12 protein-coding genes are annotated in these 14,756 nt (G+C 36.7%); 10 read left to right on the top strand and 2 right to left on the bottom strand.

The annotated features are described in order from the left end of the window. Positions 1-365: 365 nt before the first annotated feature. Positions 366-1,583 carry a CYP152 family fatty-acid peroxygenase CypC gene (gene cypC / locus AC6HVZ_RS08920; RefSeq protein WP_497557793.1) on the top strand — a complete coding sequence of 406 codons (1,218 nt, stop codon included), beginning with the start codon at positions 366-368 and terminating at the stop codon, positions 1,581-1,583. Between the two features lie 536 nt (positions 1,584-2,119). Continuing rightward, positions 2,120-2,836, top strand: coding sequence for a cytochrome c biogenesis CcdA family protein (locus AC6HVZ_RS08915; RefSeq protein ID WP_497557792.1), 717 nt, complete (start codon positions 2,120-2,122; stop codon positions 2,834-2,836). Between the two features lie 102 nt (positions 2,837-2,938). On the opposite strand, the gene lspA is transcribed toward AC6HVZ_RS08915, so the two are convergent. After that, a complete protein-coding gene (gene lspA, locus AC6HVZ_RS08910; RefSeq protein ID WP_162129658.1) occupies positions 2,939-3,415 on the bottom strand; it encodes a signal peptidase II in 477 nt (158 codons plus the stop codon). Positions 3,416-3,574: 159 nt separating this feature from the next. Here lspA and AC6HVZ_RS08905 point away from each other — a divergent pair, with 159 nt between their 5' ends. The 5 genes from AC6HVZ_RS08905 to AC6HVZ_RS08885 all read left to right on the top strand — a co-directional run bounded on the left by AC6HVZ_RS08905 (position 3,575) and on the right by AC6HVZ_RS08885 (position 10,155). Continuing rightward, entirely contained in the window at positions 3,575-3,976 is a 402-nt protein-coding gene (locus tag AC6HVZ_RS08905; RefSeq protein WP_002454665.1) for an ArsR/SmtB family transcription factor, read from the top strand. A 253-nt stretch (positions 3,977-4,229) separates the two neighbouring features. Next, positions 4,230-4,997, top strand: a complete 768-nt coding sequence (locus tag AC6HVZ_RS08900; protein WP_002454666.1) for a ZIP family metal transporter — start codon at positions 4,230-4,232, stop codon at positions 4,995-4,997. 256 nt (positions 4,998-5,253) lie between these two features. Further along, positions 5,254-7,662 (top strand): heavy metal translocating P-type ATPase, encoded by a 2,409-nt coding sequence (locus AC6HVZ_RS08895; protein ID WP_188944396.1) that lies wholly within the window; start codon positions 5,254-5,256, stop codon positions 7,660-7,662. A gap of 181 nt (positions 7,663-7,843) precedes the next feature. Beyond that, a complete protein-coding gene (lpdA, locus tag AC6HVZ_RS08890; RefSeq protein ID WP_188944394.1) occupies positions 7,844-9,265 on the top strand; it encodes a dihydrolipoyl dehydrogenase in 1,422 nt (473 codons plus the stop codon). A gap of 227 nt (positions 9,266-9,492) precedes the next feature. Continuing rightward, positions 9,493-10,155, top strand: a complete 663-nt coding sequence (locus AC6HVZ_RS08885) for a CadD family cadmium resistance transporter (RefSeq protein WP_188944392.1) — start codon at positions 9,493-9,495, stop codon at positions 10,153-10,155. A gap of 408 nt (positions 10,156-10,563) precedes the next feature. Here the strand turns inward: AC6HVZ_RS08885 and AC6HVZ_RS08880 are convergent, their stop codons facing one another. Beyond that, entirely contained in the window at positions 10,564-11,538 is a 975-nt protein-coding gene (locus tag AC6HVZ_RS08880; protein ID WP_497557791.1) for an iron-hydroxamate ABC transporter substrate-binding protein, read from the bottom strand. Between the two features lie 117 nt (positions 11,539-11,655). Between AC6HVZ_RS08880 and AC6HVZ_RS08875 the strand changes: the two genes are divergently transcribed. The 3 genes from AC6HVZ_RS08875 to AC6HVZ_RS08865 all read left to right on the top strand — a co-directional run bounded on the left by AC6HVZ_RS08875 (position 11,656) and on the right by AC6HVZ_RS08865 (position 14,721). Further along, positions 11,656-12,669, top strand: coding sequence for a FecCD family ABC transporter permease (locus AC6HVZ_RS08875; protein WP_497557790.1), 1,014 nt, complete (start codon positions 11,656-11,658; stop codon positions 12,667-12,669). Between the two features lie 74 nt (positions 12,670-12,743). After that, a complete protein-coding gene (locus AC6HVZ_RS08870; protein ID WP_497557799.1) occupies positions 12,744-13,691 on the top strand; it encodes a FecCD family ABC transporter permease in 948 nt (315 codons plus the stop codon). A 19-nt stretch (positions 13,692-13,710) separates the two neighbouring features. Continuing rightward, positions 13,711-14,721, top strand: coding sequence for an NAD(P)/FAD-dependent oxidoreductase (locus AC6HVZ_RS08865; protein ID WP_497557789.1), 1,011 nt, complete (start codon positions 13,711-13,713; stop codon positions 14,719-14,721). Positions 14,722-14,756: the final 35 nt, after the last annotated feature.

Here is a 14,756-nt window from a genome sequence, read left to right as displayed (position 1 = left end):
CAGTAATCATCTGGAGGAATTTGATTAGAATAGGTCTGTTTTGGATGGAATAAAGTGATGCTTTACAGGAATGAGTTTTGGTTCTGTGAATTAATAGAAAAAGGTTGTTTTCCAACAAAATTACTTTTAGTCCCATAAACGTCCGTTTAGGGGTCTTGTCTTCACCAATTTACAATAGGTTCTATTATTGAATAGAAGATTGTTGATTGAGTCCTGACTAAGAGCAATTTGCAATTCTTCTCGTTAAGAAGTTTATAAAATGTCAAGTTGAACACGGATGGGACAAATCAAAGTTTCTTTTGAGAGTAAATAGGAAAAAGTTACAAATAATAAAATCATCATTAATTAAAATGGAGATGAATGCTATGTCAGATAAAAATCAAATGCCTCGGGAAGAAGGAATAGTTCATAGCTTGAGCCTTATGAGAGAAGGATATATGTACATTTTGAACAGACGCCAAAGTTTTAATTCTAATGTTTTTGAGACCCGATTACTTGGCAAGAAAGCGATCTGCATGGTAGGAAAGGAAGCTGCAGCACCGAACCGTGCGGTTCAAACATTGTTCGGGAAGAATGGTGTTCAGGCGTTAGATGGACAAGATCACAAACATCGGAAGGAAATGTTTATGTCTATCATGTCTCCTGAGGGACTTCAAAGCCTAACAGACATTACAAAAAAACAGTGGGAGATAGCACTAAATAAATGGGAACAGGTGGATCAAGTTATTCTTTACGAAGAAGTTAAAGAAGTCCTGTGCAGAACAGCCTGCCAGTGGGCAGGCGTCCCGTTGGAAGAAAACGATGTTAAAGAAATGACAAAACACTTGGCCGCGATGTTCGAGTCTCCGGCTGCAGTTGGTCCAAATCATTGGCTAGGTAGAAATGCACGGAATAAAGTAGAAAAGTGGATTGGTGATCTGGTCGATAAGGTGCGTAACGGGGAAATAAATCCTCCAGAAGATACAGCTCTCCATAGATTCTCCTGGCATCGCGATTTAGAAGGGAATCTTTTGGATATCGAGACTGCTGTTGTGGAAGTGATCAATATCTTGAGACCTATTGTGGCAATCGCTATATTCATCAATTTCACTGCGCTGGCATTGCATCATTTTCCAGAAGAAAGGGAGAAACTTGAATCCCATGACGAAAAATATTCTCAGATGTTTGTACAGGAAGTTCGCCGTTTTTATCCGTTTTTTCCTTTTGTCGTAGCATTAGTAAAAAAAGATTTCACCTGGAAAGGCTATAAATTTGAAGAAGGCACATTAGCTTTACTGGATATATATGGCACAAATCATGACCCTGAAATTTGGGGAAATCCTGATTTGTTCAGTCCTGATCGGTTTGCCAATTGGGAAGGCAGTCCTTTTAGCTTTATTCCGCAGGGTGGTGGTGATTACTTTATGGGGCATCGCTGTGCCGGAGAGTGGGCCACCATTGAAGTCATGAAAGTAAGTCTTGATTATTTGGCTAACCGAATGGAATATGAAGTTCCTAACCAGGATTTAAGTTACAGCATGGTGAGAATTCCAAGTATTCCTCATAGTAAAGTAGTGATTAAAGATGTTAAGAGAAGGATATGATTAATTCCTACTAGGATTACTAAGAGTTCAACCTATGAAATTCTATGAAAAACCAGCCTAACTAGACTGACATAGTAAAATGAGACAGAGATAAAACACCCTCTTAGGCTGCTTTTTCAATTCATGCAGCAAATCAAACCAAATAAATTATGCTGCATTTTTAATCCGGATGCCTTGATGATGGAGAGATACGTAACTGGTAAGTCTCCCCTCCCTCCGTATGCCAAATTGTACGGAGGTTTTTTTGGAATTGACTGTCACTCGAATCCAAGACCTTACCTGAATGTTCAATTCCTTTATGGAAACAATTAAAAAGAGATTTTCCAGATATTTAATCACAATCGATTCTCAACTTTTTGAAAGTCGGTTTTTTATTTAAATGCTGCTGGAACCTCTGTTGTTTTACGTTGTGACGTTTATTGTTTGATATTGATAAAAGGGAATTTTAAGTTTTATTTAGTGTTAACACCAATTCTATTAAAAAATATGACTAATATTTATCATCCTTAAATAGTCTTGTACAAGGGGTGATAAAAATGGAGTGGGCGACACATATTATAGACCAATTGGCAAATATACATTTCTCTATTGCATTAATAGTTAGTTTTTCGGTCGGATTATTGACAAGCTTTAATCCCTGTATGCTAGGGATGGCTTCCAGTATCTTTGCTTTTAAAGGAGAATCTAAAAACAAAAGCATTTTACCCATCACTTTGACTTTTATGATTTCTTTTACACTTACGTTCACGATTCTTGGTGTGGTTAGTATTTTTTTTGGTGAGCAAGTATTAGAATGGACGGAACAATATGAAGATTTATTTCATAATTTTCTAGGTTTCTTATTTTTATTAATTGGATTTTATGTTCTCGGTTTAAGGCTTCATCACTTTCTAGGGTTACTTCCTTTTAGAGTTGTTACCTTTTATTCCAAACCTGAAAAAAAACAACAAAAACCTCGTAATCCTATAATGAAGGCTTACTCGTTAGGTACCTTGTTTGGCCTTACACCATCACCATGTACAACACCTATGATTATTGCAATGATCGCCTTCGCATCAATTACTGGGTCATTAGTTAAAAGTACCCTTTTGTTACTAGTATATGGGATCGGACATGGCATGCCCTTTTTGATCATTGGATGGTTGGCTAGGGTATTGAAGAATACCAGATGGATGGTACGGTGGCAGAAACTCTTGAGTAAAGCAATTGGCGTTGGATTATTTCTTGTCGGTTTGTATTTCTTTTTTGAATAGCTATTAAAGAATCGGTTCTCTATATTATGAATGAACCGATTTTTTGTACATTTATATTTGGTTGTTTGTGTTCCTAATTCCACTAAAAATCCTCGTTTTAAACTATACTTTTTCATTTTCCTGTTTTTGTTGCCCCTTACGAGTTTCCAACCACATATCCAATATCATTAAAGCAACACCAGAAACTATGAAAACATCAGCGAGATTAAAGATAGGATAATCAATAAGCCGAAAATCAAGGCTATCTACTACTTCTCCTCTAATCAAGCGGTCAAAAAAGTTCCCTATTGCTCCACCTAGCAACAGTGATAAGGCAAAAGAGATTCGTCGGTTATTCCTTCCTTCTGTTTGTAAATAATAAATGATACCCAGTACAACAATTAACGTTACAATAATAAAGAACCAGCGTTGACCTTGCAAGATTCCGAATGCTGCTCCTTTATTTCGAAGAGAAGTAATATGGAATACTCCTTCCCATAAAGGAATGGTTTGACCTATTTCCATCCATTTGACAATCGCAGATTTCCATAGTTGATCAATGATTAAAACGATGACTGCAATGATATAGTAGATCCTGATTCTCCTCCTCCAATATTCATTATTTTAAAGTATACCATGATATAACGAACAAATGTATATTTTATTGTTGCAATAAAACGTTATATTATTTATACTAATATATATACAAATAATAATTTGAATGTTATTGTATACACTAATTACAGAGGAGGGGTTGTTTTGAGTATTACTTCCATAAATAAAAAAGAACATGATTTAGATGGTATAAAATCAAGGGGAAAAGATGCTTGTGAGACATTTATATTTGACCCAGAAAAGGTTGAGCGCCGTCAGCAGGAAGTCGGTCAAACGGATGGCTTATCACAATTGTTTAAAGTTTTTGCGGATGATACACGGTTGAAAATTGTTTATGCACTTACGCAAGAAGATGAAATGTGTGTCTGTGATGTAGCAACGATTATTGGTTCTACGAATGCTACTGCTTCACACCACCTACGTATGTTACGTAATATGGGGCTTGCCGAGTACCGTAAAAAAGGGAAGATGGTTTTTTATAGGCTAGTAAGTAATCATGTGCATCACCTTATGCAAGAAGCACTACAGTTGAAGGAAAAGAAGTAAATGTGATGAGTGTTGGGAAAAATTAGTTAAAATGTTACAAACAACTCAGTCCTCCGTTTTACATGATGGAATGCAGTTGCTCAAAAATAAACCATAAAAATTACCTAAGAAAAGACCAGTAGATAAAAAATCATCTCAGGAGATTTAAGCCCTGGTATCCACTGGGGCTTAAATCTTGTTTTTTCTCTGAATTGTACCCTGATGGTCCAAATTATTTGTGAAATGGAATGAATTAAAGTAAGGAGAGTTTGTAATGTTCTCATGGACTGTAGTATCTCTTGTGTTACTCACAAGTATAGCTAATCTTGTTGGAGGACTTATTGTCGTGAGAAAAGAATGGTCCCCCAAAGCTCTTACATATTTAATGGCTTTTAGTGCAGGTTTTCTTTTATCCATAGGTATTCTTGATCTAATGCCAGAAGGATTAGAAAATTCACCTGAAAATGGAATCTATATATTAATAGGATTTTTAGTATTATTTGCCTTTCAAAGAATCCTCACAACTCATTTTCATTTCGGCTATGAAACACATGAGGATAAACTCAGTAAAAAAACGGGCGGTTTAGGTGCCTTTATCGGAATGACCATTCATAGTTTCTTTGATGGGGTCTCCATTGTTGCGGGATTCGAAGTAAGCAGTGAATTAGGTTTCCTTGTGTTTGTTGCTGTATTACTTCATAAAATACCAGATGGCTTAACCATTTCTTCGATTGTTCTTGTAGTATTTAATGACAGGAAAAAGGCGTTTATTGCCTCTGCAGTACTGGCTTTGGCTACTATATTTGGAGGGGCTTTAGTATGGCTACTCAGTGACACAGAATTTGCAGCTGAAGTACTTGGCGATTCTTTTGCAAGAATTGCTTTGTCCTTTTCAGCAGGTGTTTTTCTATATGTTGCAGCAACGGACTTACTTCCAGTTGTTAATCAATCTGAAAATCGAAAAACTGGTCTTTACGTTTTGCTTGGTGTAGCCGTTTTCTATATAGCTTCTTGGATCATAGGAGTTGTTGGGTTGGAATGAAAATATTAAAGGAATAGCCTTGAATAATCAGTTGAGGAAATTAAACAGAAAAGTTGAGTTTAGTCTTAGCAAAAAAAGAAATAAAATACAATCAAATAATTATTTGACTATCTATATGTGTGGATATATAATAGCAACAGAACATAACGTAATATTCAAATGAATATCATAATGAGAGGTGGCCAAGAATATAGGAATTCCACATGCATTGATTGATAAAAGATACATTGGTTAATTAAGAAGGAGGTTATTAAATATGAGTGAAGCAACGAAGCCATTAGAGGAGAAATATGTCTATCGTGTTGATGGATTTTCATGCGCAAACTGTGCAGGAAAGTTTGAAAGAAATGTTAAAAAAATTCCGGGAGTAGAGGATGCAAAAGTAAATTTTGGAGCATCCAAAATTTCCGTTTACGGAGAAGCAACGGTTGAAGAATTAGAAAAAGCAGGTGCCTTTGAGAACCTTAAAGTGGCTCCAGAAAAACCTAGGCGGCAGGCTCCGCAAGAGGTTAAAAAAGACAAAAATATATATCGTGTTGAAGGGTTTTCATGCGCAAACTGTGCAGGAAAGTTTGAAAGAAATGTTAAAAAAATTCCGAGTGTGGAGGATGCAAAAGTAAATTTTGGAGCATCTAAAATTTCCGTATACGGAGAAGCAACGATTGAAGAATTAGAAAAAGCAGGTGCTTTTGAGAATCTTAAAGTGGCCTCTGAAAAACCTGTACGGCAAGCTACACAAGAGATTAACCAGGAAAAAGAGGATGAAAAAGAAGAAAAAGTGCCATTCTATAAAAAGCACAGTACTTTACTCTATTCGACCTTATTGATTGTTTTCGGATATCTTTCAGTCTTTGTTAATGGGGATGAGAACATTGTTACTACATTATTATTTGTAGCATCGATGTTAATAGGAGGATTATCGCTTTTTAAAGTTGGTTTCCAAAACTTGTTACGCTTTGAATTTGACATGAAAACACTTATGACTGTTGCAGTTATAGGTGGTGCGATTATAGGAGAATGGGCAGAAGTTTCTGTTGTTGTCATACTCTTTGCAATTAGTGAAGCTCTAGAACGATTTTCTATGGATAAAGCGAGACAATCAATTCGATCATTAATGGATATTGCACCTAAAGAGGCACTTGTTAGACGAAAAGGTCAAGAAATGATGATTCATGTAGATGATATTGCAGTTGGAGATATTATGATTGTCAAACCTGGTCAAAAGATTGCCATGGACGGGATGGTTGTAAGTGGGTACTCTGCTGTTAATCAAGCTGCCATTACAGGTGAGTCAGTCCCTGTTGAAAAAGCGGTTGATGATGAAGTATTTGCAGGTACTCTAAATGAAGAAGGATTACTTGAAGTAGAAATAACTAAATTAGTAGAAGATACAACCATTTCAAAAATTATTCATCTTGTAGAGGAAGCACAGGGAGAACGAGCACCATCTCAAGCCTTTGTAGAAAAATTTGCGAAATATTATACTCCGATCATCATGATCATAGCTGCGTTAGTTGCTGTAGTTCCACCATTATTCTTTGGGGCTAGTTGGGAAACATGGGTTTATCAAGGTTTAGCTGTTTTAGTCGTTGGTTGTCCATGTGCGTTGGTTATTTCCACCCCGATTTCGATTGTTTCAGCAATTGGAAATGCAGCGAAAAAGGGTGTCCTAATAAAAGGTGGCGTTTATTTAGAAGAAATGGGTGCCTTAAAGGCCATTGCTTTCGATAAAACAGGTACTTTGACAAAAGGTGTCCCTGTTGTAACTGATTTCAATGTGTTGAACAAACAGGTAGATGAAAATGAAATGCTATCCATCATTACTGCATTAGAGTATCGTTCTCAGCACCCTCTTGCATCAGCAATCATGAAAAGAGCAGAAGAGGCGAATATTTCTTATTCAGATGTTGTGGTAGATGACTTCTCTTCCATTACAGGAAAAGGAATTAAGGGTACTGTAGACGGAACGACCTATTATATTGGAAGTCCAAAACTATTTAAGGAACTGTCAAACTCTAGTTTTGATAAGAATTTAGAGAAAAAAGTTGCAACTCTTCAAAATCAAGGGAAAACTGCTATGGTTGTTGGAACTGACAAAGAAATACTAGCTATTATTGCAGTAGCAGATGAAGTACGTGAATCAAGTAAAGAAGTCATTCAAAAACTACATCAACTTGGCATCAAAAATACAATTATGCTTACCGGTGATAATAAAGGTACTGCGAATGCCATTGGAAGTCATGTCGGAGTAAAAGAAGTTCAGGCTGAATTAATGCCTCAGGATAAATTGGATTATATTAAACAATTGAAATCGGAATACAACAACGTAGCTATGATTGGCGATGGTGTCAATGATGCACCTGCATTGGCAGCTTCCACTGTTGGAATTGCAATGGGTGGAGCTGGTACTGATACAGCATTAGAAACGGCGGACGTTGCACTAATGGGAGATGATTTAAGAAAACTTCCGTTTACGGTAAAACTAAGTCGAAAAGCGCTAAACATAATAAAAGCTAACATTACTTTTGCAATTGCTATTAAATTTATTGCCTTATTATTGGTTATTCCAGGTTGGTTAACACTCTGGATTGCGATTCTTTCAGATATGGGTGCAACTCTTCTTGTAGCGTTGAACAGTTTACGACTTATGCGAGTGAAAGAGTAAGAGTAAAAAGGGCTTTCCATTTAGAAAGCCCTTTTAATCAAAATGTAGATTATTTTTTATAAATTGTCTAATAAGAGAAGAAAAATAGGTGAAAATAAGAAAAAGGTTAGATACATATTACACAACTATATTCTTGAGTACAAATAGTAATTATAGTTACTTATCAAAGGAGGAATCTAGGATGACTGGAGAAGTGAAAAAAGATGTAGACCTTTTAGTGATAGGAGCAGGGTCTGGAGGTTATGTGGCGGCAATACGTGCTGCCCAGTTAGGAAAAAAGGTGGTACTTGTTGATAAGGCGGAGTTAGGAGGAGTTTGCCTTAATCGAGGGTGTATCCCTTCAAAAGCTCTTATTAGTGCATCTGAACGAGTCAAACACATTAAACATGCCAATACAATGGGGCTTAAGGTTTCGGGTGAGGTTCAAGTTGATATGCCAGAAGTAGTAAAGTGGAAGGACGGAATCGTGAACAAGCTAACAGATGGGATTCGCACCTTGTTAAAAGGAAATGGTGTAGAGGTCATCAGTGGGGAAGCCTATCTCACTGAAGCACATATTGCAAAAATAAAAATAGAGGACGAGGAACAGATTTTTTCCTACAAAGATTTAATTCTTGCAATAGGTTCTTTGCCAGTCGAGTTAAAAAGTATGCCATTTGATCAAAAAAGAATCATTTCTTCAACGGAGGCATTGCAACTACAGGAAGTACCCAATCATTTAGTTGTGGTAGGTGGTGGTTATATCGGTTTAGAGTTAGGTACTGCTTATGCAAAGTTTGGGGCAAAAGTGACCATCCTTGAGGGATCGGATACAATTTTGTCCGGGACAGATCCTATCCTAACAAAAACAGTAAAACGTCATTTAAAGGAAATTGGAATCACTGTTATAACGGATGCCCTTGTTCAAGGTGGAGAAAATACAGGCGATGAAGTTAACGTCCATGTTCAAGTTGATGGAAAGGAAGAAATTATTCAAGGTGATTATTGCTTAGTTTCTATTGGGAGAAAACCAAACACAGGTAAAATTGGTCTGGAAAATATCGGAGTAGTATTAGACGACCAAGGATTTATTAAGATAAATAACAAATGTCAAACAAACATTGAACATGTTTATGCAATAGGGGATTGTGCTGGTGGTGACCTCCTTGCTCATAAAGCTAGTTATGAAGCAAAGATAGCAGCCGAAGTGATCAGTGGTCAAAATAGTGTGATTGATTTTCAAGCGATGCCTTTTGTTATCTTCAGCGATCCTGAAGTAGCCTATACAGGTTTAACAGAGAAGGAAGCAAAGGAAAAAGGATACGAAACAGTATCCAGTCGTTTTCCATTCCAAGCAAATGCTAGGGCGTTATCTGTCTCGGATGCAGATGGCTTTGTACAAGTTGTAGCCGAAAAGAATACGAAAAGAGTGTTAGGAGTACAGATGGTTGGACCAGAGGTATCCTCTCTGATTGCAGAGGCTGTTTTTGCGATTGAGGCTGGGGCAAATGCGGAAGATCTTAGCCTTACGATTCATGCTCATCCTACCTTACCAGAGCCACTTATGGAAGCAGCAGAAGGTGTGATGGGACATGCTATACATACGTTGAATAAAAAGCAATAATGTGAATGCAGGCCAACCTGCACTTTTTCATAAGTGCAGGTTGAATTTTTATTAATGGATGGAGACTCATGCACATTTTGTATTGATAGATGTATTACTGTATAAAATTCCTGATGGTATGGATTAATCACTATTCATGAATTTCTAATGAACTGGGTTAATACAAATTATGAAATATATCCAATCGTTTTTCTGACTGTTTATGAACGATGAAGGAGTTGATATAAATGAATTTAATTTTAACTATTCTCTCTGCTTTAGGTTCTTTTATAGTAACCAATGTCGATGATATTTTTGTCTTGATGTTACTGTTCTCTCAAGCAAGGTCACAAGCTAAAACGGGTAACAGTGGAATAGTTAGCATGGAGTCGAAAGGAAACCGTATTTATCCAAGAGATATAGTCATTGGCCAATATCTTGGTTTTGCACTTTTAGTTTTAATCAGTCTTTTAGCAACATTTGGAGTAACACTCATTCCTGATCAGTGGATAGGTTTGCTAGGATTAATACCGATATATCTAGGAGTAAAACTCTTTATAAAGGGTGAAGATGAGGATGAAGGTAACATTCTTTCCAGCTTAAACAAATTTAATAAGTTCTATTTAAGTGTAGCCTTTATCACATTCGCCAATGGCGGAGACAATATTGGAATTTATGTTCCATTCTTTTCTACCTTAAATAACAACCAACTGATAATTACAGTTGTTACTTTCTTTATAATGGTTGCTGTCTGGTGTTTAATTGGCTATCGTCTAGCAAGGTTCAGATATGTTTCTGAAACACTTGAGAAATACGGCCGCTGGATTATCCCAATTGTGTTTATAGGATTAGGAATATATATTATGGTGGAGAACGAAACTTTCCGCGCCATTTTGAGTTTAGTGAATTAAAAATTTCTCAAAAGTACCTCTGATTTACAGTAGGACTTTGATATTTAGAGTAAATATTTATCCTCTGACAAATAATTCTATGGATACGCTCATCTATATTTTGCTTAGCGTACAAAATTTCCGAAATGTTGGCTGTACCCCTCTCATCAATATCTATTGCATGGATAAACTCCAGTCCTTGCATTTTCATTATTTCTGAATTGGTTCATATCTATATTATCAATAATAACCTTATCACCAAACCAAGTGTTAGATTCTTTAAAACCTTTGCACCAAAATTACCTGACTACATTAAGGCAACAATACATCATAGAAAATATTACTTCCTACTGAATCATTCCTACTATCGCTTTACTTTCATCTAGATTCATCCGGATTATTAGTCAAAGATAATCATTTTCAATTAGATTATTTTACTAAATAATTCTGAAGATCATCCATCGTTTTTTCAGATGCTTTTAGCCCTTTGTTTGTCCAATTACTGGCATCTTCCAGCATATATATATTTTCATTTTGGACAGCGGGAATACTTTGCCATACAGCACTTTTTTCTAATGTTTCAATACCTGATTCTCCTTCAGCAGCTAATAAAAACACGTGATCTGCATCAAGCTCTGAAAGTTTTTCAAGAGATATTGCTTCCCATTGAGGAGCAGCTTCTCCGAGTTCTTCAACAAGTGAAGAATAATTTACACCTAATTTTGAATAGATCAGTTCAGCACTGTGGCGATCTTTTTCGAATAAGAAATATTTGCCGCCAACCACCCAAATTGCCGCAACAGTTTCATCACCAATTGCATCTTTCAATTGCTTACTGACATCCGTAACCTTCTCTTCGTAGGCAGCTAATGCTTGTTCAGCTTTGTCTTCTTTATTGAGCAGTTGACTAAACGTATCTATTTGCTTTTGCCAATCGCTCGTTGCTTCTTCTGTCATCACATAGGTAGGAGCAATTTTATTGTAATCTTCATAGGTTCCTTCATAGTTATCTAAATTGTTTTCTAGTATAATCAGATCTGGTTCTAAATTTAGTACTTGCTCTAAAGGAAGTGTCCATTCTATCTTGGGAATATCTTGCAACTCTGGTTCCAAATAGTCTTGTAAACTTTCACCGATTGCCCATTTGGCAACAGGGGTAACACCTAAAGACAATAGGGCATCTTCATGAAACGGTGCAAGAACTCGCTCAGCACCTGCGGGAATCGTTACTTCTCCCATTTCTGAATCAAGTGTAACTTCTGCACTTTCCTCACTCACTTGTATCTCATTTTCATCAGATTCCGACTCAGACGATTCATTTCCACTTCCGCAAGCTGTAAGTATAAATAACATGATAAATACTAAACTGAATAAAAAGACACTTTTTTTACAAATGTTCTTCAATACTATCTCTCCTTTATGATATACTTTATTTTACCGATAATGATAATCATTTTCATTTAATAAGTCAATCGAGTTTTTTTATTTTTATAGAATACATAAGAAAAACAGGTGTAAATCATGCGTTCATTAATTAATCATTCAAATATATTAAAAACAATTATAATTATTACGGCACTCCTTTCCATATTCATATCAATTGGTATTTCCATCACCTTTGGTACAACTGATATTGATTTTGAAACCATCTGGCAGGCTATCTTCCATTTCAATCAAAACGACACATCACATCAAGTGATTCAGGAATTACGTTTACCTCGTGCATTAACAGCAGCGTTAGTTGGTGCTGCTCTCGCTGTGTCTGGGGCAATCATGCAAGGGGTTACTCGAAATCCCCTTGCATCCCCATCGATTATGGGGGTAACAGATGGAGCTGCATTCGCACTAGTTATTGTGTTGGCCTTTATTCCAACCATGTCAAATATGGGCGTAATATTTGCTTCGTTTCTTGGTGCTGGGTTTGCAGTTTCCATCATTTTTGTAATAGGTACTCGTTCCGCTGGAGGGTTGACGCCTGTTAAATTAGCATTAGCAGGAGTTGCATTAGGTGCTATGTTACGATCGATTTCTTCCATTATCTCTTTACATTTTCAATTAGAAAAAGAAATGGGATTTTGGTTGGCAGGAGGACTGGATGGAACAACGTGGACATCCGTTCAAATCCTGTTGATTGCAGGAATCATTGGTCTTATTGTCGCACTAGTTATTTCAAGGTCGATTACGTTACTAGGTTTAGGTGAAGAAATTGCAACCGGATTAGGGCAAAACAATATTCTAATCAAGATCCTTGGCATTATTTCTGTTCTCTTTTTAACCGGAGCGGCTGTTTCAATTGCTGGTGCAGTTGGGTTTATTGGCCTGATTGTACCACATATTACCAGATTTATTATGGGGACAGACTATCGGTGGATTATCCCATCAACAGCCATATTCGGTGCATTACTACTCGTTTTATCTGATCTTGTAGCAAGATTAGTTAATGCTCCATTTGAAACACCTGTTGGGGCAATTACGTCACTTATTGGTGTGCCATTCTTCCTTTATTTGGCTCGTGGTAGTGGAGGTGGAAAATAGTGAATACTTTTCAAAGTAAAAAACAAAAGAAATTTTTATGGATAAATGGATTATTAATTGTACTGATCATTCTCATGTTTTTTATTAGTTTAAACACGGGTGTAATTCATATCTCTCCTAGTGAGGTATTAAATACACTTTTAAATAACGGTTCCGACAGGCAGGAACTGGTTTTATTTGATTTCCGTTTACCAGGGATCATCCTGGCAATACTAATTGGTGCTGGATTAGCTGTTTCCGGTGTTATTTTACAAGGAATAACACAAAACGAACTTGCAGATCCCGGAATTTTAGGAATAAATACTGGTGCAGGTCTTGCTGTAGTCTTATTTATCTTCTTTTTCCAGGATAGTTTATCTTCTGCGAGTTCATTGTCTGTCTTTTTAATGCCTTTTGCCGCTTTATTTGGCGCTTGCTTTGCAGCATTACTAATATATATGCTGGCATGGAAAAAAGGAGTGAATTCCATTCGACTTGTTTTGGTTGGAATTGGTGTAAATGCCGGATTTAGCGCTTTGTTAACCATTTTGCAGCTAAAGATGGATCCACAAGATTACAGGCAAGTGACTGTTTGGCTGGCAGGAGATATATGGAATGCAAATTGGATCTTTGTGATGGCATTATTACCATGGATGCTCATCCTTATTCCAATGGCATTGTACATGGCAAATAAATTAAACGTGTTTAGCCTTGGGGATGAAATTGCATCTGGACTGGGAACAAGTGTTGAACGGGAAAGAGCGGGATTATTACTTATTGCTGTAGCGCTTGCAGGAGCCTCTGTTGCAGCTGGTGGAGCAATTGCTTTCTTGGGATTAGTAGTTCCACATATAGCACGAAAATTAATTGGCCCAGTACACCAATTAATTATTCCAATATCAGCACTAATCGGTGCGCTACTTTTAATGGTCGCTGAAACTATTGGTAAAAATATACTAGCACCAACCCAAATCCCTGTTGGTATTGTCGTAGCCATTTTAAGTGCACCATATTTTATCTATTTATTAATGAAATCAAAATAATCATATTGGGGGATGACCAATGCAAGAGCAAACTGAACTATTCGATGTGACCATTATTGGTGGCGGACCTGTTGGATTATTTACAGCATTTTATAGTGGCATGCGAGAAATGAAAACAAAAATTATAGAATTCCTACCCTATCTAGGTGGTAAAGTTCAATATTTCTACCCAGAAAAAATAATCCGCGATATTGGAGGGATCCCCCACATTTCAGGAGAAAAATTCATTCAGGATCTTATTAAACAAGCAATGACTTTTGATCCATCCATTATTCTGGGAGAACAGGTGACGGAAACTGAAAGACTGGAAGATGGTACGTTTTGTTTAACAAGCAGCAATGGTTCAAAGCATTATACAAAAACAATCATACTAGCAACTGGCTTTGGTATATTAAAATCAGTTAAACTCGACCTTCCGGGTGCAGACGATTATGAAGAAAAAAGTCTTCATTATTCCATTAAAAGGATCTCCGGTTATCAAGGAAAGCATGTACTTATTTCCGGTGGTGGAAACAGTGCGGTTGATTGGGCAAATCAGCTGGAAAGCATTGCTGAAAAAGTTACATTAATTTACCGTAAACCCGTGTTTACAGGGATAGAAAGCAATGTGACAAAGATGATGAATTCTACGATCAATGTATTTAACCCATACGAAATTAATGAAATAAAAGGAATAAATGGTCAGGTTAAAAGCGTAGTTATTAAACAAACTGGCAAAGAAAATCGCAAAGAAATCATAACCGATAATATTATTGTCAATCATGGATTCCAAATTTCTCTTGGATCAATTGCCGAATGGGGCATGGAAATGAAAGATGGTACGATTCTCGTAGATGATTCGATGGCTACATCCATTCCAGGGATATTTGCCGTTGGAGATATTTCCAACTATCCTAACAAGTTGGGTTTAATTGCTGGCGGGTTTAATGAAGGCCCTATCGCAGTTAACCAGGCGAAAAGATACATAGCACCAAAGCAACCTTTAACGCACTTATATTCTACTAACTATGAAGGCTTTAACCCTATTTAAAGAGTTGAAGCGTCTTTTCATACAAATCGAGGAAA

The organism is Oceanobacillus sp. NCCP-135 (assembly GCF_059698015.1).
This window is presented reverse-complemented; position numbering and strand designations above follow the sequence as displayed.

Bases quoted from the DNA above. Each gene is read 5' to 3' on its own strand.
- cypC (WP_497557793.1), top strand. From the start codon at position 366: ATGTCAGATAAAAATCAAATGCCTCGGGAAGAAGGAATAGTTCATAGC.
- AC6HVZ_RS08915 (WP_497557792.1), top strand. From the start codon at position 2,120: ATGGAGTGGGCGACACATATTATAGACCAATTGGCAAATATACATTTC.
- AC6HVZ_RS08900 (WP_002454666.1), top strand. From the start codon at position 4,230: ATGTTCTCATGGACTGTAGTATCTCTTGTGTTACTCACAAGTATAGCT.
- AC6HVZ_RS08895 (WP_188944396.1), top strand. From the start codon at position 5,254: ATGAGTGAAGCAACGAAGCCATTAGAGGAGAAATATGTCTATCGTGTT.
- lpdA (WP_188944394.1), top strand. From the start codon at position 7,844: ATGACTGGAGAAGTGAAAAAAGATGTAGACCTTTTAGTGATAGGAGCA.
- AC6HVZ_RS08885 (WP_188944392.1), top strand. From the start codon at position 9,493: ATGAATTTAATTTTAACTATTCTCTCTGCTTTAGGTTCTTTTATAGTA.
- AC6HVZ_RS08875 (WP_497557790.1), top strand. From the start codon at position 11,656: ATGCGTTCATTAATTAATCATTCAAATATATTAAAAACAATTATAATT.
- AC6HVZ_RS08870 (WP_497557799.1), top strand. From the start codon at position 12,744: ATGTTTTTTATTAGTTTAAACACGGGTGTAATTCATATCTCTCCTAGT.
- AC6HVZ_RS08865 (WP_497557789.1), top strand. From the start codon at position 13,711: ATGCAAGAGCAAACTGAACTATTCGATGTGACCATTATTGGTGGCGGA.